Origin of the sequence: Tenacibaculum aquaeponti (assembly GCF_052084715.1) — a bacterium.
Lineage (GTDB): Bacteria > Bacteroidota > Bacteroidia > Flavobacteriales > Flavobacteriaceae > Polaribacter.
Genome location: NZ_CP197288.1, coordinates 3128891 through 3151261, shown reverse-complemented (window position 1 = coordinate 3151261; position 22371 = coordinate 3128891). Strand labels below are relative to the sequence as shown.

Below are 22371 nucleotides of genomic sequence, written 5' to 3'. Positions count from 1 at the left end.
ATGAAGAACATAAAATATTTTATATTATCCTTAGTTATTTTAGCTTCATGTAAAGATTTTACTGAAGGCTTAAATACTGACCCAAATAACTTTAGTTCTGCTGCTCCTGAACTTATTATAGGACAAGCTCAACTAAGTTGGATGCAATTAGCAGAAAGTAATGGTGCTAGATATGCTGGTATCTTTATGAATCAATTTTCTGGAGAAGATCGTCAATATTTAACTGTAGAAGCTTACTCTATAACAGCTGGTGAATTTGATGATCTATGGGATGATGCCTATGTGGAAGGTATTACTCAAGCTAAATTAACTAAAAAATTAGCTTTAGAAGACGGGAACACACAACTTGCAGGGGTTGCTCAAATTACAGAAGCTGTTCTTTTTGGAGAATTAGCAGCTCTTTTTGGAGACATACCATTTAATCAAGCAAGTGACGCAGACAACAACTTTGCTCCAGAATACGATTCTCAAGCTTCTGTTTTAGCAGGAGTACAGAATCTTTTAGATCAAGCAATTACAAATATAGGTTCAGCTCCTGCATCATTATACGCTGGAAATAGAATGTCTAGTTCAGCTACTTGGGCGCAAATCGCTCACTCTTTAAAAGCTAGATATTATTTATTGGCTAAAGATTATGCTAATGCTTTAACTAGTGCTAGATTAGGAATAGATTCTCCTGCTGGAAGTTTAGTATCTTTACACGGCACTTCTCCAGAAAATAGAAACCTATATTATCAATTCATGGTTGATGAAAGAGAAGGATACTTAGGAGCTACTGGTTCTTATTTAGAACAACTAATTGATTTAGGAAACACTTCTGTAAACAGATTAATCAATACTCCTGGTGAAGCACAAAGACATGCATATTACTTTACTGGAACAGATCCAAACACAACTGCTACTGGTGTATTTGGACAGACTCAATCTTTCCCTTTAATTTCATATGAAGAAGTAAAATTAATTGAAGCTGAAGCTGCTAATAGAACAGGAGATGCTGGAGATATTACAGCTTTTAATGCTGTTAGAGACAAGCTTGCTTTAGATTACAAAACAAGAAAATTTGAAGTAAACTATCCTACCACATTTTCAGATAGTGTAAGGATCTCTATAAATAACCAACCAATAAATGGTATAGCTAGCGTAAATAATAATGGAACTAGTGATAACTTAATTGATGATTATGTAGAAGTTATCATAAACGAACAAGATATTCAATTTTCAGGAGTAGATAATTTAACATACGAAATATGCGACTTAAAAGCTTCACCTATTTCTTGTCAAACTGGCACAATAAGTTTTAGTTCCAGTTTCCCTCACTCTACTTCTTCTGGAGATGCTTTATTAAGAGAAATTATAGAAGAGAAGTATATCACTTTAATTGGTCAATTACAACCTTTCCATGATATCAGAAGAACAAACAACATATTAGGTATTCCTGCAAAAACAGGAAGTCAAATCCCTCAAAGATTCTTATATCCACAAGTAGAAGTTGACAACAATCCAAATACACCAAACCCATTACCTGGTTTATTTGATGCAACACCAATAAATTTATAGATATAAATTTTTTAAAGATTTATCATAAATATAGAGAAGCTAACCTTTACAGGTTAGCTTTTTCTTTTTTTTGTTAAAAAATTGTTTATTTAAGATAAAATTAAGATTTTAGCGATTGATTAATTCAAACAATTATACAATGAAAACAAAGTTTAATGGGATTTTAACGCTCCTTTTGGCGTTGGTTGTGCAAATATCATTTGCGCAAGACAGAACAATTTCAGGAACTGTTTCGGATGAAACCGGGCCTTTACCTGGAGTTAGTGTATTAAAAAAAGGTACCACTTCTGGTACTGAAACTGACTTTGACGGAAAGTATTCAATTAAAGCAAAAACTGGAGATGTTTTAGTTTTTAGTTTTGTTGGTATGAAAACTGTAGAAAAAGTAGTTGGTGCTTCAAACAATATCAGTTTCACTATGGAAGGAGATAATGTTTTAGAAGAAGTTGTAGTTACTGGTTATGGTACAGAAAGTAGAGAAACGGTTTCTTCTTCTGTAACTGTATTAAGTGCAGAGGACGTAGAAGGAAGACCTACTGCATCTTTAGTACAAGCTTTACAATCTCAATCACCAGGTTTAAATATTGCTACAGGTAACGGTCAACCAGGTGGAAACAGTGTTATTTTATTAAGAGGTATTAACTCTTTATCTGGTAACTCTGAGCCATTATTTGTTATTGATGGAGTTCCTGTAGATGAAGATAACTTTAGATCTATCAACCAAAATGATATTGCTTCGGTAACAGTATTAAAAGATGCATCTGCAACAGCTATTTATGGTAACAGAGCAACTGGTGGTGTTATTTTAGTTACAACTAAAAAAGGTAAATCAGGTCAAAAATTACAAATTCGTTATTCAGGAAGAAGTGGATTTACATTCAAACAAAACCCTAACTTCACATTAGCAAACTCTAGACAAATTTTAGAAATTGAAAGACAAGCTGGTGTTGGTGTTGGTAGTGGTGCTTATGATGACTACATTGCTTCAGTTACAGGATTACCTGTAAGAGCTGCTGGAGCTGCACCAATTCCTTTAACTGATGCACAAATTGCTACAGCTTCTCAAACTAACACAAGCTGGCAAGATATTTTATTAAGAGTAGGTAATTTTACTTCTCATGATCTTTCTTTTTCTTCTGGTTCAGAAAACATTAATTCATATACTTCTTTAGGATATTTTGATCAAGAAGGTATTACTTTACGTTCTGGATTACAGAGAATGACTGTTAGAAATAACACTACTTATAAAGCTAACAAATTTACATTCAACTCAACTATTGGTATTGGATTTAGTAGATCTGATTTTGCAGGTGGTGTTGGAACAGGAACTGGAAGTGGATCTTTAAGTAACCCTTTTATCGTTCCTTTTGTTGCTAAACCATATTTACCAGCTTATAATGCTGATGGAACTTTAAATGTAGAAGGTAACACTGACCCTGATGACGATGATGGATTCTTAAACACTCCATATATCGCTCAAAATGTTGCTAGATTTGATACAAACAGAACTACAGAATTAAGAATTACTGGATCTTTAACTGCTGATTATAACTTTACAGATAAATTAAGAGGACATATTGGATTTGGTGTGGATATGATTGAAAGTGAAAACTTCCAATTACAACCAACACATAGTATTAGAGGTAGAAATGCAAATGACCCTAATGCACAATTCCAAGGATCTCAAAGTCAAAACTACAACAGAGACACAAGAACTATTTCTGATTTCAGATTAAGTTACGATGACACTATTAACGAGAAACATAATTACTCTGTTATAGGTATTACGGAATTTTTATATTCACAAATTAACGGATTCAGCTATGCGCAAACTGGTTTAATACCAGGTTTAGAAGGAGTTGGAGCTGGTTTCGTAGCTGGTACTACTACTGAAGACCCTAACAATGATGGTGTAGATGATTATTTCTATATACCTGGAGTAGGTTCTTTTAAAAATAAAGTATCTCAGTTCTCTTTAGTTGGAAAAGCTACTTACGACTATGATAAGATTGCTGGATTTGATGTTACTTTACGTCGTGATGGTTCTTCTCGTTTTGTTGGAGACAATAGATTTGGTTTATTCTGGGCTGTTGGAGGTTTTGCCAACTTAACAAAATCTTTATTTGAACCTTCAGATATCGTAAACGACATCAAGTTAAGAGGTAGTTATGGTATCACTGGTAACGATAGATTATTAGGTGGTTACTATGGCGGTTTAGACGTGCCTTTTGATCAGTTTAATACTGGAGGTGGTTATAATGGTAGTGTTGGTTTATTCCCTAGTCAATTAGGTAACCCTAATATTAAATGGGAAGAAACTGCAAAAGCAAACGTAGGAGTTGATTTTAGATTATTAAACAACAAACTTACTGGATCTTTCGATGCATATATTAATAAAACTACAGATTTATTTGGTACTAACTTAGTAAGTAACTTAACTGGATTTACTCAAGTTCCAGGTAATATTGGAGACATGGAAAACAGAGGTTTAGAAGCAGTTTTAAATTATAAATTAATTTCAAACGAAAATACTTCATGGACTGTTAATGTTAATGGATCTTTAAACAAAAACGAAATTACAAGATTAGAAGGTGTTGAAGCTGATGCTAATGGAGATATTATATTAAATCCAGGTCAAAGAGCTCCTGAAGCTGTAGGACATAAATTTAATGAATATTACGCAGTTAGATGGGCTGGTGTAAACCCTGCAAATGGTAGACCTCTTTATTTAGATAGAGATGGAAACATTACTGAACAATATGACCCAGCAAACAGAGTATTTACTGGAAAGTCTACTATACCAACTTACCAAGGAGGATTTAGTACTTCTTTCTACCACAAAGGATTCTCTTTAGATGCTCAATTTACATTTGCTGCAGACGTTTACAGATACAATGGTACATTAGGTGTAGCTGAAGATCCAGGTTTAATTGGTATAATTAATGCTACTACTAACTTATTAGATGCTTGGCAACAACCAGGTGATATCACTGGTATCCCATCTTTAAACTCTGGTTCAACTAGAAACTTACTTTCTGACAGATACTTAGAAGATGCTTCTTATTTAAGATTAAAAAACATCGCTATTGGATATGAATTAACAAACTCTTTAGTTAAGAAAAGTCCTTTTAGTTCAATGAAAGTGTATTTACAAGGAGAGAACTTATTAACTTGGTCTGCATGGAGAGGATTCGATCCAGAATTTGATCCTTTTGCTTCTAATGATTTCTTCTCATTCCCGAACTCACGTATTATAACATTAGGTGTTGATTTAAAACTTTAAAAAAAATGAAAGCAATTAAAAAAATATTTTTAGGATTAGCTCTAGCTTCATCAACATTATTTATTTCGTGTGATGAGCAGTTAGACATTTTACCTAACGACTCTTTACTTCCTGAAACAGCTTTTCAGAATGTAACAGATTTACAAAATGGACTTAATGCTGCTTATAGTCAGTATGATAATAGTTCTATTACTTTAAATTCTATTTTTACAGATAACACAAAAGTTGGTGTTGATAATGGTGGTCAGCAATTAAACTTACACGGTTTAGTTATGAATCCAAACACTGGTATCGCTCAAACTATTTGGATTACTAGATATAGAATGATTAACTATGCTTCGAGAGTTATTCAAGCATTCCCTACAGTAGATAAAGCAGGACAAGAAACTGCTGCAAATCACATATTAGGTCAAGCTCGTGCTTTACGTGCTTTTGCTCATTTCGAGTTATTTCAATACTTTACTCCAGATTATTTAGATCCTAATGGACTAAGTGTTCCTGCTGTAGATTTTGTTGTTACAACAGAAAATTTGACAAGAAATACTGTTTCAGAAGTACTTCAAGCTATTCAAGCTGATCTTACTGCTGCAAGTGGTTTATTAGATGCTACACAAACTGATAATCGTTTTGTTACTGCAGATTTTATCACTGCTTTAAGAGCTAGAATTGCATTATTTACTGGTGAATATACTACTGCTTTAAGTTTAGCGAACCAATTAATCGCAAAATACCCTTTAGCTGATCAAGCTCAATATAGAGCAATGTTCTTAGATCAAGATAATACAGAGGTTATTTTTAAAGCTGCAAGAATACAAGGAGATGCTAGACCAGGATTTATTTGGCACTTTTCAGGAGGTGGACCATTTATTGAAATGTCTAATTCATTCTTTAATCAATTAGATCCAGCAGATATTAGATATTCTACTAATTTAAATGTTGCTGATAGTGACCCTGGAGCTAACTCACACTTAATCAACAAATACCCAGGTACTGCTTTAGAATTTTTAGCTGATGTTAAAGTATTTAGAGTTTCTGAAATGCATTTAATTAAGGCTGAAGCTGAAGCTAGAGCTGGAAACTACGCTGCATCACAGATGACAATAAAAGGATTAAGAGATGCTCGTTTTGGTTCTAATACTACTCAACCAACTTATGTTAACTTAAATGATGCTTTAGATTTTATCTTTAATGAAAGAAGAATTGAATTAGCTTATGAAGGCCATAGATGGTTTGATTTAGGTAGATTAGGTAAAGGACTTAACAGAGCTTCTGAAGATTGTGCATCATTAGATAATGCTTGCACATTAACTCCTGCAGATCAAAGATTTACTTTACCTATTCCTGCATCTGAAATAAACGCTAATCCTAATTTAGTACAAAACCCTGGTTACTAATTAGTAATTAAAATTTAATAATTATGATTAAAAAAATAAGTTCATATATATTCATTCTTGCTGTATTGGTTTTAGCAGGATGTGATCCAACTGAGAATATTATCACTGATATTCCTGAAGCTGGTTTTATTCAGCTAGCTTCTGAAACAGGAACTGTATCTGAAGGTGCTACAAATGTTGAAATAGACGTTTTATATGGTGCAAAATCAAATCAAAACGGTGTTACTGTTAAATATACAGTTACTTCTGAAGATCCTTCTAGATATGTAGATGTAACTGGAGGAACTTTAGAGATTCCTGCTGGTGAGTTTTCTGGTAAAATTGTTATAGCACCAGTAAACAACGCTGCTACTGACGGAGATTTAAAGATAGCTGTAACATTAACATCAGATAGTTCTGCTCCTGTAGGTTTAGTAGGAGGCGTTAATAACGTAACTCAAAATTTAACTTTAATTGATGATGATTGTCCTATTTCAATCAATGATTGGGTAGGAACATATACTGTTGCTGAGGTATTTAGTGCTGGTGGTACTAATGCTGGTTTAACTTTAGCAGGTGCTTTTGGTGAATCTTATCAAATTGAGTTAGCTTTAGATCCTACTGATACTGATGGTATTAAGTTAGTAGTTACAAATTCTGCTGGTTTCAATACTTATTTACCAAACGGAACAGTAATTACTTTTGATACATGTAATGCTAAAGTTTCTTATAGCAATGATCCTTTAAACATTGCTGCTTTTGCTAACCTAACAATTAGTGAAACAGCTTACAACGAAGGTGGTTTCTCAATTTCTACAAATGGTTCTTTAGGTAACTTTGGAGCTTATGAGTTTAAATTAACGAAGCAATAAACTTTATTTCATAGTATTTAAAAACCATCTCTTAAAGAGATGGTTTTTTTATTATACTTATTATACCTTTGCAACATGGAACAGACTACAACAATTTTTGGTATTAGAGCTATTATAGAAGCTATTGAAAGTAATTCGACAATAGACAAAGTATATCTTCAAAAAGGTTTAAGAGGAGAACTTTACTTTGAATTAGAAAAACTTATTAAAAAAAATAAAATATCTACAAGTGTTGTTCCTGTAGAAAAATTAAACAGGCTATCTAAACATAATAATCACCAAGGAGCTGTTGCTAAAATATCTCCCATTACTTTTTATGAATTAGATATATTAATGGAGAAAACTTTAAATTCCGATAAAACACCTCTATTTATTATTTTAGATCAACTATCTGATGTTAGGAATTTTGGTGCAATTATAAGGACTGCTGAATGTACAGGTGTAGATGGGATAATTATTCAGAAAAGTGGTAGTGCTCCAGTAAATGCAGAAACTATAAAAACCTCTGCCGGTGCTGCGTTTAAAGTTCCTATCTGTAAAGTAGATCATATAAAAGACGCTATATTTCAATTTCAAGCAGCAGATATTAAATTAGTAGCTGCTACTGAAAAAACAGAAGATTCAATTTATGATGTAGACTTAAATCAACCTACGGCAATCATAATGGGATCTGAACATAAAGGAGTTAGTAATTCAGTTTTGAAAATGGCTGATTACAAAGCAAAATTACCTTTATTAGGAGAAATAGAATCATTAAATGTATCTGTAGCTTGTGGTGCTTTTTTATATGAAACCATAAGACAAAGAATAAAATCATAAAAAAAAGGAGCTTTAAAGCTCCTTTTTTTTATTCTTCCTCCTCTTTAACATTAGGTATATAAATATATCTGTAATTAATTTCTTCAAAGTTTTGTTCTTCTTCTAAAACAGGAGGTACATAATTCCCTTCTTCATCAAACATTTCATCAAACTCCGTTTTAGAAAACACAAATTTCTCTTTAACTATACCCACTTTTCTATAGTAAATAGCAAAAATTAACCCAATTAAAAAACCTGACAAATGCCCTTCCCAAGAAATTCCTTTTTCTATAGGAAATAAATACCAAATCATACTTCCATAAAGAAAAATTACAATTAAAGACATAGCAACCAAACGAAAATGTTTTCTAATAATTCCACTAAAAAAAATAAAACTGAATAATAAATAAACAACACCACTTGCTCCAAAATGATAAGCTTCTCTACCTATAATCCAGGTAAGAAAACCTGTTAGTAGACCACCAATAATTAGCAACTTCCCTCCTACCTCTTTATAAAAATAAAATAAAGCCATTAAAAGCACTGTCAGAGGAACTGAATTATTAAACAAATGTTTTGTGTCGATATGTATGAAATGAGACAAAAAAACACCTTTAAAACCTTTTAATGTTCTTGGTAATACGCCAAGTTTGTTAAAATTAAAACCAAATTTAATTTCTACCCAATAAACGAACCATATAGCGAAAACAAATAATAAAGGAATCACTATTATATTATTCTTAAACTGAAATTGTTCCTCTTGTTCCATATTTTATATAGTTATCAAAAAGAAAACCATTTTATATTTCTTGTTAATCTGTCATAAATGTTTCCTATTTTTACTTTATGAGTGCACCTTTGGCAGAAAGAATTAGACCCAAATCTTTAGACGATTATATTAGTCAACAACACTTAGTTGGTAAAAATGGTATTTTAACCAATCATATTAAACATGGAATTATTCCTTCATTAATTTTTTGGGGACCTCCTGGAATAGGAAAAACAACCTTAGCTAATATTATTGCCAAAGAGTCCGATAGACCATTTTACACACTAAGTGCAATAAGTTCTGGCGTAAAAGATGTTAGAGAAGTAATTGAGAAAGCCAAAAAAAGTGGAGGATTATTCACTCAAAAAAATCCAATCTTATTTATTGATGAAATTCACCGATTTAGCAAATCACAACAAGACTCTTTACTTGGTGCTGTAGAAAAAGGATGGGTAACATTAGTTGGTGCAACTACTGAAAATCCAAGTTTTGAAGTTATTCCAGCACTTTTGTCTCGTTGTCAAGTATACATTTTAAATTCTTTTGATAAAGATGATTTAATTGCACTTTTAAATAGAGCGATTAAAAAGGATGAGATTTTATCTTCTAAAAAAATAACATTAAAAGAAACAGATGCTTTGTTACAAATTTCTGGAGGTGATGCTAGAAAACTTTTAAATGTATTTGAACTAATAGTAGCTTCTGAAAATGAAATAGAAGTTACCAATAAACTTGTTTTAGAAAAAGTACAGAAAAACACTGTTAGATATGATAAGACAGGTGAGCAACATTACGATATTATTTCTGCCTTTATTAAATCAATTAGAGGAAGTGATCCTAATGGAGCTGTGTATTGGTTAGCTAGAATGATTGAAGGCGGTGAGGATGTAAAATTTATTGCTAGAAGATTATTAATTTCTGCTTCAGAAGATATTGGTAATGCTAATCCTACTGCTTTAATTTTAGCTAATAATACTTTTCAGGCTGTATCTGTAATTGGATATCCAGAATCTAGAATAATATTAAGTCAATGTGCTGTTTATTTGGCTAACTCCCCAAAAAGTAATGCTTCTTATATGGCCATAGGTAAAGCTCAAGATTTAGTTAGAAAAACTGGCGATTTATCTATTCCTTTACATTTAAGAAATGCTCCAACTAAATTGATGAAAGATTTAGATTACGGAAAAGATTATTTGTACTCTCATAATTATGAAAACAACTTTGTAAATCAAGAATACCTTCCCGAAGAAATTTCTAATACAAAACTTTATGAACCTGGAAACAATGCTAGAGAAAACAGTTTCCGAGAAACATTAAGAAAACGCTGGAAAGAGAAATACAATTACTAAAACTTTACACTATAAAGTTTAGTAACTAGTTTATCATTTTCATAAAATTCGGCAGACCAAATATTACCTTGTTTCTTTGTAAATGTTCCATTTTTATCTTTTATAATAAATGTATTCGGATTTTTAGTTTTTAAAAGTTTAAAAACAACTTCTGGAATATCATTAATTAATTGAAATCCGTAATCTTTAGGCTGTGCATAAAGAATTCCTGAGACTGCTTCATTGACTTTCTCTTCAACATTAACATCAGCCTGTTTAACTGTATTCTCTACCTTATTTACAGCTACCTTTGTAGAAGAAACACTATTATTAACAGCAATAGGTTTTTCATTTGCTTCAGGAATATATTTATAATTTAGTTGTTGAATTGACTTAAAAGCATCTCTTATTGCCTTATGATAAGCTCTCTTATAATCTTTTAATTTATTTTTTCCTAATACGGAGGTGTATATTGTTTTATTAAAACAATCTTTAAATTCAATTTGAACTTTGGTGCTAAAAATTCCTGAATCATTGAGTAAATTTGCTGTTAATGCCTTACATCTATCAGTTGCTAAATCTGTAGGTAAAGATTCATCCTCTAAAAAAACAGTAAAATTACTTTTTTCTAATAAAAACTTAATTAATGAACTAGTTTGGTATTGATCTGCTTTTTTAAAACCATCAAATTGTTTAGGTACTAAAATATATTTATAATTATTTACATCTTTCTGAGCAAAAACAGCTGTTGTGGTTAAGAATAGAAGAATAAGTACTTTTTTCATCATTAATAAATTTATATCAAAAACGACAAGATAGTAAAAAAGCTTTTAAAGCTATTACAATATTGTTTATCTAGAAACAAAATTAATTCCAAACTGGAAAGATGCACTATTCGCTGCTGCTACATCTGAAAGTTGAAATACATTATCTACTGCTGTATAAATATTAAGTTTCCATACATTCGCTGATATTCCTAAACCAATATTTGAGTTTGAAAAATCATCAACTGTATATGTAATTTTAGTATTAAATCTATTAGATATTTTTCTTTCAAAAAAACCAGTTAAAGCAAATTTTGGTCCTATTGGTGTCAGAACAGAAAAGATTTGTCCTCCAACTGTATTATTATAGTAATCGTTAAATGACATATCGGAACAACTTTCTTCTCGTCTTGATTTACCAAAACTATATTTACCGGCTAAATTTAATTTTAAAGGTCTCATTACAGAATAGGATTCTGCATTTTCACTTCTTGGAATTCTATCATTTATTTGATCATTTAAATCTTGCCAATAATCTGGATTTGTATTATCAAACCTAAAATCAATTCCACTAAATATATAATCTCCTGTAACATTTCCATTTCTAACTTTATTCGAATAACTTATAAAACCAATATCTAATAAACTTGCCGATAGTTCGGTTTGATCATCTACCACATAAGTGAAACCTAAATCGAATCCTAAACCTAAGTTACTTCCTAAAAAAATATTTCCTGTAATATCTTCAGCTTGAAGATCAAATTCATCATTTTCATTATATAACCCAGAGCTATAACCATTAATATTTACATTATTTAATGCATGTTCATACAAACTAGAAGTTCCTAAACGAGTAGTAAAACTCCCTCTATTACCTGTAGATGTAATATTTATAGCTCCTGAATAAATCTTTAATCTGGCACCTGCTATGAACTTATCATTAAGTTTTCTAGTAATCCCTGCATGAATAACTCCTAATACATCTGCTTTTGTAGCTAAATCAGAGAACAAAAAACTTCTATTTATAAAAGGGGCATTTCCATCTTTTATTAACTCTAAAAACTCTTTAGGTATTTTTAAAAAAGCATCTACTTCTGTATAATAACCTACACTTATATAATCTTTTTTATTTAATTGATACCCTGCATTAATTACTTCTATCTGAGAATTAATGTAAGCATAGTCGTTACTACCTAAATTATTAACTACATTATTGAATTTGGTGGTAAAATCGATATTATCATCTCTAAATAAATCAGCAACGGTAAAGCCTGATGTATTTACACTCATTGAAATTCCTGATAATACAGGAACTCCTACATGATATTTATAATCTGTTTCTGCCCCAGGGTTTAATAATAATCCTTGCGGAATTTTATCAAAACCATATAAAACTTGTTTATTTTGACTAAAACTTAAGCTTGTATATACAAAGAAGAAAAATAAAAAGATTTTATTCATAAATTTAATTTACTCTAAAATATAAGGTTCCTGCTGACCTAAAATTTAATGAAGCTGGTACATTAGCATCAATTATTGAACCATCGGTACTTGGTAATAATTCTACTCTTACTCTAACTTTTCTCGTATTAGTAAAAGTTGGTTCGTTAGTTAAAAGAATTTCTTCTTCTTGTGTAAAATCTGATTGATTTGGAGCTATATTTAAAGTTATTGGGTCGTATGTTGAATTATCTGCATTATCTAAAAAAAAGAAGTCTATTCTAAAACCTCTATTAAATTGATTATTTATTGCAAATTGCAAAACAACACGTTCTAAATTATCATTTGACTGTTGATTATTAAAAATAGTGAAAAGAGAAGTTTGTTCAATCGGAGCACTTACTTCTAAACCACCAACAACTAAATCATTTTGAGTAATTGTAGCATTTACCAAAGATGCTAAAACTGCTGGGGTAATTTCTAAATCTTCTGCTTGGTTAAAATTAATATCTTCAACACAAGAATTCATCATCAACAAAATACTGCATAAGATAATTTTAAAAAATAACTTCATTCTATTTATTTTTAATTCTGAACGTAAAATCTCTAGAGAAATTGTTTAATTTCTAACAAAGAAGAAATACTTTGAACATTAGGAATTCCTATTTCCTTGTTAGGATTGTAAAAAATAGCTTGCATTTTCATATCTATAGCTCCTTTTACATCAGCTTCTAAACTATCACCTATCATTACACATTTTTCTGGCTCTGCGTTAACCTCTTGTAACGCAAAATCAAATATTTTCGGATTTGGTTTCTTTAATCCTACACTTTCAGATGTTACTACTAAGTTGAAAAAATCCCTAATTCCTGATTTAATTATTTTTTTATGTTGAACTTCTTTAAAACCATTTGTAATAATATGAAGTTGATATTTTAGCTTTAAATATTCTAATATTTCTAATGCTCCTTCGATTAAGAAATTATAATCAGAAAGATACTTAATATAATCTTCTGATATTTTATGAATTAATTCATCTGTTACTGAATAATTTAGTTTTTCAAAAACATCGTGTAATCTTCGATATCGAAGTTCTTCTTTAGAAATTTTATCTTCTCTAAATAATCTCCAATATTTAAGATTTAACGGAATATAAACTTCTAAAAACTTATCAAAATCAAGTGTTATCTCTTGTTCTTTAAAAATTTGTTGAAATGTTAATGCCGAATTCTTTTCAAAATCCCATAAAGTGTGATCTAAATCAAAAAAAATATGTTCAATCTCTGTCATAAACCAAAAGTAAGGATATAATTCAGCTAAGATTTAATTTAATTGTTAAAAAAATATATCTTGGTACTCCTAAAAAAAGTACAATTGCAATTATCAGAATTTTTTAATTTATTTTTAATTATTAGCGCTATTCACGGTTTTGCTTTCAATTTTTTCTTAATCAAGAAGAATATTAAAAATAAAGGAATATTATTTATAAACTTGATGATTTTAGTTATTGCTTTAAATAATTTACAATCGTGGTTCTTAATTAAAGACTTCTTTGTTTTAAAATATATTCAAATTCCTTGGCATTTTTTAGTTGCTCCACTTTTTTACACATTTTTAATTCATTACTTACATATTAAGGAAAACTTTTTTAATGTTTTAAAGATTGTAATTCCTATTTTCTTTATCAGCATTATTTTACAAGTAGTGAATTTATCTTTTGTAAATGATATTAGTAATGATGGCAATTATCTATTATTCTATGAAAAATACACTGCTGTAGAAGAGGCAATAAGCTTATTAATTTCTCTTACTTTATTTTTTTATTGTTATAATATTTTAAAAAATAAGTCTCACTTATTTAAGGAGATATTAAGTTTTGATAATTTAAAATGGCTGAATACTTTTATTTATTTAGCTGGTATAACTTACATTTTATGGATTACAGCCTTAAGTATAAAATTTTATTTAAACTTTGATAATTTTATTGTTTTCTATTACCCTTTAAGAATAATGACCACTGTTCTTATTTACTGGTTAGGATATGAATTGGTTTTCGTATTAAAACAAGTAAACGAAAGAAAATCTATACGGGAAAAAATTGTTGCGAAGCCTAAAGAAGAAAAAGAAAACTTATCTAAGAAATTTATAAAAATTACTACTTATATAAAAGATAATAGACGCTTTTTAGACAATCTTCTTAGTTTAGAAACTTTGGCTAACGAATTACAAATAAGTAGTAGTCAATTATCGAAAGTTATTAATGAAGAAACTTCTCAAAATTTCAACTATTTAATTAACACCTACAGAGTAGATTTTTCTAAAAAATTATTAATCGATCCAGAATATAATAATTACACAATTACTTCTATAGCTTTAGAATCTGGCTTTAATTCTAAGTCTACTTTTTACAATGCTTTTAAAAAGCATACTGGTATTACTCCTTCAAGTTTTAGAGATCAAAACTCCTAAAACTGAGTATCCAAAAATCATCAAACTTGTCCTATTTCTAGCATAAACCTTAATGTTGGACTAAGAAAACACGAGCTAAAAATACTTTTGAAGAAACTTTTTAAATCTTTTTATTATGAAGAATTCTTCAAAATTTTCAGTTCTGAAAAATTTATGTTTTACCATTTTTTTCATTTCATTTTTTAAAGCACATGTTTATGCACAAAACATCAACTTATTTTCTTTAAAAAATGATTCTGCTAACATAGGTTTTATTCCTTCGGATATTTATTTAATAAACGGAATAGGTATTAAATATTCTGAAACGATGTTTGATTCTGCTGATACAGATTGCGATGTAAATGGGATTCGATTAGGAGTAGATCCATTTACAATTTTTATGCCTTTTCTAATGGCTATACACGCTTATGAAATAAGTGATGAAGATTATGATAGCATACCAAATGATATTACTCAATTCAATATTGTTAACGGAATTGACTTGAGTTTGTTTAATTCTGAAAGAACAAAAGTTAATGGACTAGAGGTAAATCTTTCGGGTAATTTCGGTTCCTTTTCTAACGGATTATCTATTGGATTAGTTAATAATCATTATAAAATAAACGGTCTTGGAATCGGAGTTTTGAGAAACAAAAGCTCTAAATGTAGAGGAATTCAAATAGGAATAGTTAATGAATGTAGTGATTTAAAAGGCTTACAAATCGGATTATGGAATAAAAATCAAAAAAGAAACTCAGCTTTAATTAATTGGAACTTTTAAAATTTTAAAAATGAAAAATATTATAACCTTCTTACTTTTTACATTGATAACAATTAATGTGAATAGTCAAAATATCAATAATAAACTAGATCAAAAAAAAATAGAAAATGAAATACCTCAACTTACAGAAAAAACAGGGAGTGTTTCTATTATTACTTCTGTAAATACTTCAGAAAAGTTTAGCGGACTCGCATTTGGAGCTGATATTAGTTTCAACCTTGATAAAAATGCAATAAAACTAGAATTAACCCGTATATGGGAAGTTGATTTTTTAGACATCTTGTTTGATTCTTCTCATCGGAAGAAATCATTTACTGAATTTAATGTTTTATATGGTAGAGAATTTGAAATAACAGAGATAGTATTTTTAGATGTTTTTGCTGGATTAGGACATGTTCAAGGAAATTATTATGACATAAAATATTCTGAATCTCTTTATGGTAGCGGTATAGGATTTCCTTTTCATGGGAAATTACGTCTTCAAACCGGACCTTTATTTTCTTTAGGTATTCAATTAGGCTTTAACATTAATAATATTGAAATTATTAGAAAAATGGGAGTCTTCGTTCAATTCAACATCTAAAAAATGAAATTAAAATTATACTTTATTATCTATTTCATTTTATATGGAATAAATAGCCAAAATAAAATATCTTTTGACAGACTTCAAGCTATTGAAAATGGAGGCCTTGTTTTTTACAATATTGATGGTATTAGAATTACTCGACAAGATTTTCCGTATTCCTTTAATCAAAAAGGCTTAAAAAAAGTGTACAGAAAATACCGAATTAGAAAAAAGGAAATTAGAAAAACAGATGCTATTATTAAATACAATCATTTTTTAATTACTTCTGAACAAAAAATTAATGAAAAACTGACTCAGAAAAACTCAATCTATTTTGTAGAAAATAAAAAGAAGCAAATTTCGGTCATATTTTTTAGCGCTCATTTAAGAGACACTAAACTAGAACAAGAATTCATACCTCTAGCTTTGGAAAATAAAATTCCGCAAGACAGATTTGCTAGACCTGAATTAAGAATTGTTGATTTTGGAGGCAGACAGATAAAACTTGGGAAAAAATGTGATTGGAGAGATATTAACAGTATTCAATGTCCTGGTAGAGGACAAATGAATTGGTCTATTCATAAAGAAATAGAAAGTGCTAAAAAAGCCATTGATTTTCAATTAACAATTACAAAATCTAAAAAAATGAAAGTCATTTCTGAAGAAGAAATTGCGATTGAATTTGAAGGAACTTCTACAAAAGCAACAAAAATGACATATGAGTTTACTGGAGGCACTTCTCTTTTTTTAGGTTTATCTGGTGGAAAAAAATTAATTGTATACTATGTTGCCTGTAAAGTAAGAGATAATTATATGAGTTGTGTACTTAGTCATTGGGAGAGTGATCCTACTGGATCCAGTGGCTTACCTTCTTTTTTAGAAGAAGTAATGAAAATTAAATAGCGGGAAAATTGCAAATTGAAAAACTCTTTTAAAGGCGTTGTGTAAACAACGCCTTTATTAGTATTTTAGAGCCCATATTTTGGACTCTAAAAAACAACATATTCTTTTTCTTTGTGGTTGGTATCCGTCTCGGGTATTACCCAATAATGGTGATTTTATTGAGAGACATGCAGAAGCTGTTCAATTATATCACAACGTTTCTGTAATTCATATTATAACAGATTCAAACTGTAAAAAGAGTATAGAAATTGTTAGTAATGAAAATGTTCATATAGCATATATAAAGCCTTCAAAAAATAAAGTTTTAAAGGCATTTCATTTTTATCGAGCCTTTAAATTATTGCTACAAAAGATTGATCATTTTGATAGTGTGCATTTAAATGAATTATTTCCCTTTGGAATATTAGCTCTGTATTTGAAATGGTTTAAAAAGAAGAATTTTATCATTTCTGAACATTGGACAGGTTATCATAAACCTTTATCTGAAAAAATTTCTCATACGGCATTAAAACTTTCTAAATTAATTGCTAAACAAGCTCAATATATTTGTCCGGTTTCCAAAGATCTTCAATTATCTATGGAAGAATTAGGATTGAAAGGGAATTATACTATCATTCCAAATGTAGTAAACACCAATATTTTTCAACCTAATGTAAAATCTAACAAAAAATTCACCATACTCCATATTTCTAATATGGTAGATTCTCATAAAAATGTTTCAGGAATTATTCGAGCTATTAAAAATTTTGAACAACAAAACATTCCATTTGAACTTATTTTGGTTGGAGAAAACTCTAAAAAATATCAATTCATTTCAGATAAATTAAAAATTACCAATCAAATTAAATTCATAGATCATATATCACATAAAGAAGTTAAAAGACAAATGCAACAGGCTGATGTTTTTGTGCTTTTTAGCAATTATGAAAATCAACCTTGTGTTATCTTAGAAAGTTTTGCTTGTGGAACACCTGTAATTAGCACTAATGTTGGAGGTATTTCTGAATTTTTCCCGAAAGATTATGGAATTTTAATTGATTCGAAAAATGAAGATCAACTTGTTAAAGCATTAGTTGACATTTATCATAACAAAGAAAAAATTAACAGTACTGTTTTACACAACTATACGAAACAAAACTTTAGCTACGAAACGATTGGCAAACGCTTTTCTGAACTTTACAAAACCTGTATATCTTGAATAAATTTATAAATTACATAAAAGATTTTTTTAACCGGTCTGGAGGTTTTGTTTTAAGCGCAACAATAATAGCTAGAGGATTATCTTTTGTTACCTCTTGGATCGCTTTACAATTAATTTCTAAAAAAACTTTAGGAGAAGTTCTTTACGCTTGGAATATTATAACATTTATACTTCCGTTAGTTGGGCTGGGTTTGCACCAAAGTTACATTCGATACGGAGCTTTATTAAAATCGAAAAAAGATAAAGAGCAATTGCTATTTTATGTTTTAAAAAGAGGTGTTTTTATATCACTAATCATGAGTTTTTTTGTTGCTCTTTTTGGATTTAGCTTTCATTTTTCAATAGATAACTCAGGAAGATATTTAGCTATTTTCTCATTAATATTTGTTCCTTTTTTCTTGTTTGAAATCTTAAAAATAAAAACTCGATTATTCCACAAGAACAAAAAACACGCTTTTATAGATATTTCTTATTCTCTTATCATGGTAACTCTTGTTACTATTTTAAGTTTTACATTTCAAGAAATTGGTTACATAATAGCATTATTATTATCTCCCACGATTTGTGTTGCGTTTTATTTCAAGGAATTTAAAGGAGTTTTACAATTATTAACACGTCCTAAATTAAATATTATTGATATCAATTTTTGGAAATATGGTGTATTTGGCGGACTTTCAAATGTAGCCACTATATTACTCTTTGCTATCGATATTCTTTTAATAGGAAACATTTTGCAAGAACCTGAAAAAGTTACAGTATACAGATATATCTCATTATTACCATTTAGTATTTTATTCTTACCAAGAGTATTTATTACAACTGACTTTGTAACGCTTACAGAAAAAATTAACGATATTAATTTTATAAAAAACTATTGTATAAATTACTGTAAATTATTCTTAGTTATTAGTATAATTTACGTTTCTTTTTTTTATGCTTTTGATGATTTTTTCTTAAACATATTAGATGCATCTTTCGTTGATTATAAAGAAAGTTTTTTCATCCTAAATTTAGGAATATGTGGAATCTTAATCTTAAGAGGTCTTTTTGGTAATCTACTTTCTTCTTTAGGACTAGTACACATTAATTTCTACATTACTTTAACAGCTTTAATTATTAACTATGTAAGTAACCAAAAACTAATTCCCGAATACGGAATTAAAGGCGCTGCAATAACTTCAGCTAGTTTGCAATGGTTTACAGGAATTGTTTCTTTAATCTTCTTCTTATTATACTACAGAAAAAAGAATTCTATTTCTTAAATAAGCGTAATAAAAAAGGCAATTTATTGTAATGTAATTGGTAGTAATGTTCATCTTTTGCGCCAAAACTATGATAATATTTTGCGATATTTTTCATTGATGAACCACCAAAATCGAACAAATCAAAATTACGTTCATATTTAAATATTGCTCTATCATTCATAAAAGTATTAGCGCCATTATTTCTATTTTTAAAATCTGAAGAGCAAACCAATTCTGTTACTCTTCCTTTATGTTTTAAGAAAAAAGCACCTGAAATTAATTGATTGTTTTTATCGTAAATTGTTAGTAATTCTCCTACTTTATTTTGAATACAAACATTCATCAACTTATAAAGTTTCAAATAATCTTGATCTTTAATTTTCTGAACTCTCTTTCCTACATTCGACTGGAAAAGCTCTATTAATACTTTTGGTGAATCATCCCATTTTTCAATTAAATCTGCTTGCTTAGCTTTCTTTAATTCTCTTTTCCTATTTCTATTATAGTCCTTAAAAATTTTAGAATACTCTTTTGTAAAAGGAATTACTTGCAATTCTTTTTGAAGTCCATAATCTTGAAACATATTTAACGAGTTTTGCATATTCATACGAATACTCACATATTTAAACTCAGAAAATAACTCAATTAAAAATTCATTTTCATCTTCAATCTCTTTAGAAAAAATTCCTAATTGAATAGTCCAAAAAGGTTGATAAACATATTTAATAAATAATTTTCTTCGCCAAGGAATTGGCATTACAGCTTCATAGTCATTTAATACTAAAACACTCCATTTTTCAGCAACCTTATCTAAATACCATGAAAAACCAAAAACATTTGACTGTATAGAGTTTTCAATACAATCATTATACTTATCTACTTCTAGATTTTTTCTAGATATCAATTTGATCATGAATTCGCGATAATTTTTAACATCGATTCATAAACTCTTCCCCAGCCTTTCCAACGCATATAACCACTTAAACTTTCATTATGAAATAATGTAATAAAAGTTCCATTTACTTTTTTAACTTGCTTATTTAAATCATTTATTTTCCCCAGAGATTGCTTAGGTGTAAGCTTCATATAATCATTTAAGGTTGTATCCATTAATGCAAAAGGAAATACTCGTAATGGTGTTTGGATTTCAAAATCTAAATCATAAAAATAAAAAGGAGTACATGTACTTGCACGAAATCCGACATGACTTGCATATCCCATAGAATAATCTTCATGAATTTCTAAATCGATTAATTTTTGAAATGTATCTGGTAAAGCAAATCGTAAATAATGTTGTCTCGACCTAAAAATTGGCATATTAGTAATTCCTTCTAAACGCTCTTTTTCAGTTTTTAACTTTTCAAAATTGTTCATGGTATAAAAAGAAGGATGCAATCCAACCCTAGCATAATCTACCATGTCTTTAATTAATAGACGAAATTTATTTTTTGATGCAGAAATATTAGTATCGTATGTAGAATAATCTCCTATTAGAAAAAAGAAAATTGTTCTAACATTGTATTTTTTCTTTAGTGAAATAATTTGCTCGAAAGTATTATATGGATCTTTTCTTAAATTGAACCTAACAGCAATGCGATCGATAGCGTGTAAAAAATTCAGTTTATAAACATCTTTTATAAAACCTCCTATGGCACGAATTGAACTTTTGTATTTGTAAGCATAGGCATGATCAACATCGATAGTAGAAATGAATTGATACTCTCTTTCTTTATATTCGTAATCTGGAAATCGTTCTTTTAACTTGGTTAAAAGTTTATAAGCCCAAATATCGATAACCGGTTTTTCTAAAAAACCATTCTGAAAAGCTAAACTTTGATTTGCAGGAAATCGATCATATTTATCTTTAATATGCGGCAAATACTCTTCATATCTTGTAATGAGAAAAAAACTTGCCGAAAAAATATCGAATGGTATTGTTGATTTCTGACCCTGAAAAAAGAAACATGGCACATCTTCCCATTTAGACACATCAATTTCAACATCACTAACACCTTGTTCAAATAAAAGACTGGTACTTTTTATAAAAAACTCATTCCCTAAAGGTACTTTCGTGTATGAAATTTTTGGTCCAGCAAAAGCCACGAAATCTTCTACTTTAGAAGTAAAATCGATATCTATCTGCAAAATACGCGTAAAAATATGTTTAAATATATAGCGTACTCGTGGAGTAACTTTATGTGTATAAACTAGTATCAAGTTTCTATGTTCAATTATCGATAATCAGTAAACTTTACTCCTTAATAAGTTAATAATAATTTACTGATTACAGCATTCCTTCATCTGCAAAGCTAAAGTAATCTTTTTCAGTTATAATTAAATGATCGAGAACTTTTATATCTAATGCAACTCCAGCTTTTTTTATTTTCTCTGTAAGTTGGATATCTGAGGTACTCGGAGATAATTTTCCAGATGGATGATTATGAATTAAAATAATTCCTACAGCTGCTAGTTCTAACGCTTTTTTATAAATTAATCGAATATCTACTAAAGCACTTACCAATCCTCCTTTACTAATTTGATATTTATCTAACACTGTATTCGAGTTATTTAAATACACAACCCAAAATTCTTCATGTGGTAAATCACCTACAATAGATTGCATTAAATTAAAAACATTATTAGAGGATTTTATTTTAAACACATCTTTACCTTCTTCAAAATGACGTCGTTTACCTAATTCTAAGGCTGTAATAATACTTATAGCTTTTGCTTCTCCAATTCCTTTAAACCTCATCAACTCTTGAATTGAGAGTTTCGCTAAATCATTTAGATTATTATTTACAGAAGATAAAATTCGTTTCGATAATTCTACAGCACTTTCTGTACGATTTCCCGAACCTATGAGAATCGCAATTAACTCGGCATTAGTTACAATAGTTTTTCCATGATTCAACAATTTTTCTCTTGGCCTATCATCTATAGCCCAAGATTTTATACTTAACTTTTTCATTTCTTTTCTTTTTCACAAATATAATTAAAACATAGTGTAGCTAAATTTAATCTCATTTTTTGCTAAATCTTTTC

20 protein-coding genes are annotated in these 22371 nt (G+C 29.3%); 12 read left to right on the top strand and 8 right to left on the bottom strand.

Translation table 11 applies throughout. From position 1 onward, the window contains the following. From ACSIGC_RS14255 to rlmB, 5 genes are all read left to right on the top strand, one after another. Entirely contained in the window at positions 1 to 1557 is a 1557-nt protein-coding gene (locus tag ACSIGC_RS14255; protein ID WP_442265477.1) for a SusD/RagB family nutrient-binding outer membrane lipoprotein, read from the top strand. Between the two features lie 139 nt (positions 1558 to 1696). Then, entirely contained in the window at positions 1697 to 4840 is a 3144-nt protein-coding gene (locus ACSIGC_RS14250) for a SusC/RagA family TonB-linked outer membrane protein (RefSeq protein ID WP_442265476.1), read from the top strand. A gap of 5 nt (positions 4841 to 4845) precedes the next feature. Continuing rightward, on the top strand, positions 4846 to 6234 hold the full coding sequence (locus ACSIGC_RS14245; RefSeq protein WP_442265475.1) for a RagB/SusD family nutrient uptake outer membrane protein: 1389 nt from the start codon (positions 4846 to 4848) through the stop codon (positions 6232 to 6234). 23 nt (positions 6235 to 6257) lie between these two features. Next, positions 6258 to 7085 (top strand): hypothetical protein, encoded by an 828-nt coding sequence (locus ACSIGC_RS14240; RefSeq protein ID WP_442265474.1) that lies wholly within the window; start codon positions 6258 to 6260, stop codon positions 7083 to 7085. Between the two features lie 75 nt (positions 7086 to 7160). Beyond that, complete coding sequence (gene rlmB / locus ACSIGC_RS14235; RefSeq protein WP_442265473.1) at positions 7161 to 7904, top strand: 23S rRNA (guanosine(2251)-2'-O)-methyltransferase RlmB; 744 nt, start codon at positions 7161 to 7163, stop codon at positions 7902 to 7904. Positions 7905 to 7932: 28 nt separating this feature from the next. On the opposite strand, the gene ACSIGC_RS14230 is transcribed toward rlmB, so the two are convergent. After that, positions 7933 to 8652: a rhomboid family intramembrane serine protease gene (locus ACSIGC_RS14230; protein ID WP_442265472.1), complete on the bottom strand. Its 720-nt coding sequence runs from the start codon at positions 8650 to 8652 to the stop codon at positions 7933 to 7935. A gap of 77 nt (positions 8653 to 8729) precedes the next feature. On the opposite strand from ACSIGC_RS14230, the gene ACSIGC_RS14225 reads away from it, so the two are divergent. After that, positions 8730 to 10001 carry a replication-associated recombination protein A gene (locus ACSIGC_RS14225; RefSeq protein ID WP_442265471.1) on the top strand — a complete coding sequence of 424 codons (1272 nt, stop codon included), beginning with the start codon at positions 8730 to 8732 and terminating at the stop codon, positions 9999 to 10001. Here the strand turns inward: ACSIGC_RS14225 and ACSIGC_RS14220 are convergent. The 4 genes from ACSIGC_RS14220 to ACSIGC_RS14205 form a co-directional block, all read right to left on the bottom strand. Beyond that, positions 9998 to 10765: a hypothetical protein gene (locus ACSIGC_RS14220; protein WP_442265470.1), complete on the bottom strand. Its 768-nt coding sequence runs from the start codon at positions 10763 to 10765 to the stop codon at positions 9998 to 10000. The genes ACSIGC_RS14225 and ACSIGC_RS14220 overlap by 4 nt on opposite strands. Before the next feature lie 66 nt (positions 10766 to 10831). Next, entirely contained in the window at positions 10832 to 12205 is a 1374-nt protein-coding gene (locus tag ACSIGC_RS14215) for a DUF5723 family protein (protein ID WP_442265469.1), read from the bottom strand. A 4-nt stretch (positions 12206 to 12209) separates the two neighbouring features. Continuing rightward, positions 12210 to 12758, bottom strand: a complete 549-nt coding sequence (locus tag ACSIGC_RS14210; protein ID WP_442265468.1) for a hypothetical protein — start codon at positions 12756 to 12758, stop codon at positions 12210 to 12212. Between the two features lie 32 nt (positions 12759 to 12790). Further along, a complete protein-coding gene (locus ACSIGC_RS14205) occupies positions 12791 to 13474 on the bottom strand; it encodes a YjjG family noncanonical pyrimidine nucleotidase (protein WP_442265467.1) in 684 nt (227 codons plus the stop codon). Positions 13475 to 13558: 84 nt separating this feature from the next. Here ACSIGC_RS14205 and ACSIGC_RS14200 point away from each other — a divergent pair, with 84 nt between their 5' ends. The 6 genes from ACSIGC_RS14200 to ACSIGC_RS14175 all read left to right on the top strand — a co-directional run bounded on the left by ACSIGC_RS14200 (position 13559) and on the right by ACSIGC_RS14175 (position 19344). After that, positions 13559 to 14653 carry a helix-turn-helix domain-containing protein gene (locus ACSIGC_RS14200; protein WP_442265466.1) on the top strand — a complete coding sequence of 365 codons (1095 nt, stop codon included), beginning with the start codon at positions 13559 to 13561 and terminating at the stop codon, positions 14651 to 14653. 115 nt (positions 14654 to 14768) lie between these two features. Further along, on the top strand, positions 14769 to 15413 hold the full coding sequence (locus ACSIGC_RS14195; RefSeq protein ID WP_442265465.1) for an LA_2272 family surface repeat-containing protein: 645 nt from the start codon (positions 14769 to 14771) through the stop codon (positions 15411 to 15413). 10 nt (positions 15414 to 15423) lie between these two features. Beyond that, positions 15424 to 15996, top strand: a complete 573-nt coding sequence (locus ACSIGC_RS14190) for a hypothetical protein (RefSeq protein ID WP_442265464.1) — start codon at positions 15424 to 15426, stop codon at positions 15994 to 15996. Positions 15997 to 15999: 3 nt separating this feature from the next. Continuing rightward, positions 16000 to 16881, top strand: a complete 882-nt coding sequence (locus tag ACSIGC_RS14185; RefSeq protein ID WP_442265463.1) for a hypothetical protein — start codon at positions 16000 to 16002, stop codon at positions 16879 to 16881. 79 nt (positions 16882 to 16960) lie between these two features. Then, positions 16961 to 18079 (top strand): glycosyltransferase, encoded by a 1119-nt coding sequence (locus tag ACSIGC_RS14180; RefSeq protein WP_442265462.1) that lies wholly within the window; start codon positions 16961 to 16963, stop codon positions 18077 to 18079. Next, the gene (locus ACSIGC_RS14175; RefSeq protein ID WP_442265461.1) at positions 18076 to 19344 is read left to right on the top strand and encodes a hypothetical protein; all 1269 of its coding nucleotides are present in this window, start codon (positions 18076 to 18078) and stop codon (positions 19342 to 19344) included. Before ACSIGC_RS14180 ends, ACSIGC_RS14175 begins: the two co-directional genes overlap by 4 nt. Here ACSIGC_RS14175 and ACSIGC_RS14170 read toward each other — a convergent pair. The 3 genes from ACSIGC_RS14170 to radC form a co-directional block, all read right to left on the bottom strand. Continuing rightward, complete coding sequence (locus ACSIGC_RS14170; protein WP_442265460.1) at positions 19334 to 20239, bottom strand: hypothetical protein; 906 nt, start codon at positions 20237 to 20239, stop codon at positions 19334 to 19336. The genes ACSIGC_RS14175 and ACSIGC_RS14170 overlap by 11 nt on opposite strands. Continuing rightward, positions 20236 to 21471, bottom strand: coding sequence for a polysaccharide deacetylase family protein (locus tag ACSIGC_RS14165; protein ID WP_442265459.1), 1236 nt, complete (start codon positions 21469 to 21471; stop codon positions 20236 to 20238). Before ACSIGC_RS14165 ends, ACSIGC_RS14170 begins: the two co-directional genes overlap by 4 nt. A gap of 139 nt (positions 21472 to 21610) precedes the next feature. Further along, positions 21611 to 22297: a RadC family protein gene (gene radC / locus ACSIGC_RS14160; RefSeq protein ID WP_442265458.1), complete on the bottom strand. Its 687-nt coding sequence runs from the start codon at positions 22295 to 22297 to the stop codon at positions 21611 to 21613. Between the last annotated feature and the right edge of the window lie 74 nt (positions 22298 to 22371).

What these genes read in the sequence shown, in the direction of transcription:
- ACSIGC_RS14245 (WP_442265475.1), top strand. Translation starts at nt 4,846, where the DNA reads ATGAAAGCAATTAAAAAAATATTTTTAGGATTAGCTCTAGCTTCATCA.
- ACSIGC_RS14170 (WP_442265460.1), bottom strand. Translation starts at nt 20,239, where the DNA reads ATGATCAAATTGATATCTAGAAAAAATCTAGAAGTAGATAAGTATAAT.
- ACSIGC_RS14185 (WP_442265463.1), top strand. Translation starts at nt 16,000, where the DNA reads ATGAAATTAAAATTATACTTTATTATCTATTTCATTTTATATGGAATA.
- ACSIGC_RS14250 (WP_442265476.1), top strand. Translation starts at nt 1,697, where the DNA reads ATGAAAACAAAGTTTAATGGGATTTTAACGCTCCTTTTGGCGTTGGTT.
- ACSIGC_RS14240 (WP_442265474.1), top strand. Translation starts at nt 6,258, where the DNA reads ATGATTAAAAAAATAAGTTCATATATATTCATTCTTGCTGTATTGGTT.
- ACSIGC_RS14220 (WP_442265470.1), bottom strand. Translation starts at nt 10,765, where the DNA reads ATGAAAAAAGTACTTATTCTTCTATTCTTAACCACAACAGCTGTTTTT.
- ACSIGC_RS14195 (WP_442265465.1), top strand. Translation starts at nt 14,769, where the DNA reads ATGAAGAATTCTTCAAAATTTTCAGTTCTGAAAAATTTATGTTTTACC.
- ACSIGC_RS14205 (WP_442265467.1), bottom strand. Translation starts at nt 13,474, where the DNA reads ATGACAGAGATTGAACATATTTTTTTTGATTTAGATCACACTTTATGG.
- ACSIGC_RS14190 (WP_442265464.1), top strand. Translation starts at nt 15,424, where the DNA reads ATGAAAAATATTATAACCTTCTTACTTTTTACATTGATAACAATTAAT.
- ACSIGC_RS14225 (WP_442265471.1), top strand. Translation starts at nt 8,730, where the DNA reads ATGAGTGCACCTTTGGCAGAAAGAATTAGACCCAAATCTTTAGACGAT.
- ACSIGC_RS14255 (WP_442265477.1), top strand. Translation starts at nt 1, where the DNA reads ATGAAGAACATAAAATATTTTATATTATCCTTAGTTATTTTAGCTTCA.
- ACSIGC_RS14230 (WP_442265472.1), bottom strand. Translation starts at nt 8,652, where the DNA reads ATGGAACAAGAGGAACAATTTCAGTTTAAGAATAATATAATAGTGATT.
- ACSIGC_RS14210 (WP_442265468.1), bottom strand. Translation starts at nt 12,758, where the DNA reads ATGAAGTTATTTTTTAAAATTATCTTATGCAGTATTTTGTTGATGATG.
- ACSIGC_RS14215 (WP_442265469.1), bottom strand. Translation starts at nt 12,205, where the DNA reads ATGAATAAAATCTTTTTATTTTTCTTCTTTGTATATACAAGCTTAAGT.
- radC (WP_442265458.1), bottom strand. Translation starts at nt 22,297, where the DNA reads ATGAAAAAGTTAAGTATAAAATCTTGGGCTATAGATGATAGGCCAAGA.
- rlmB (WP_442265473.1), top strand. Translation starts at nt 7,161, where the DNA reads ATGGAACAGACTACAACAATTTTTGGTATTAGAGCTATTATAGAAGCT.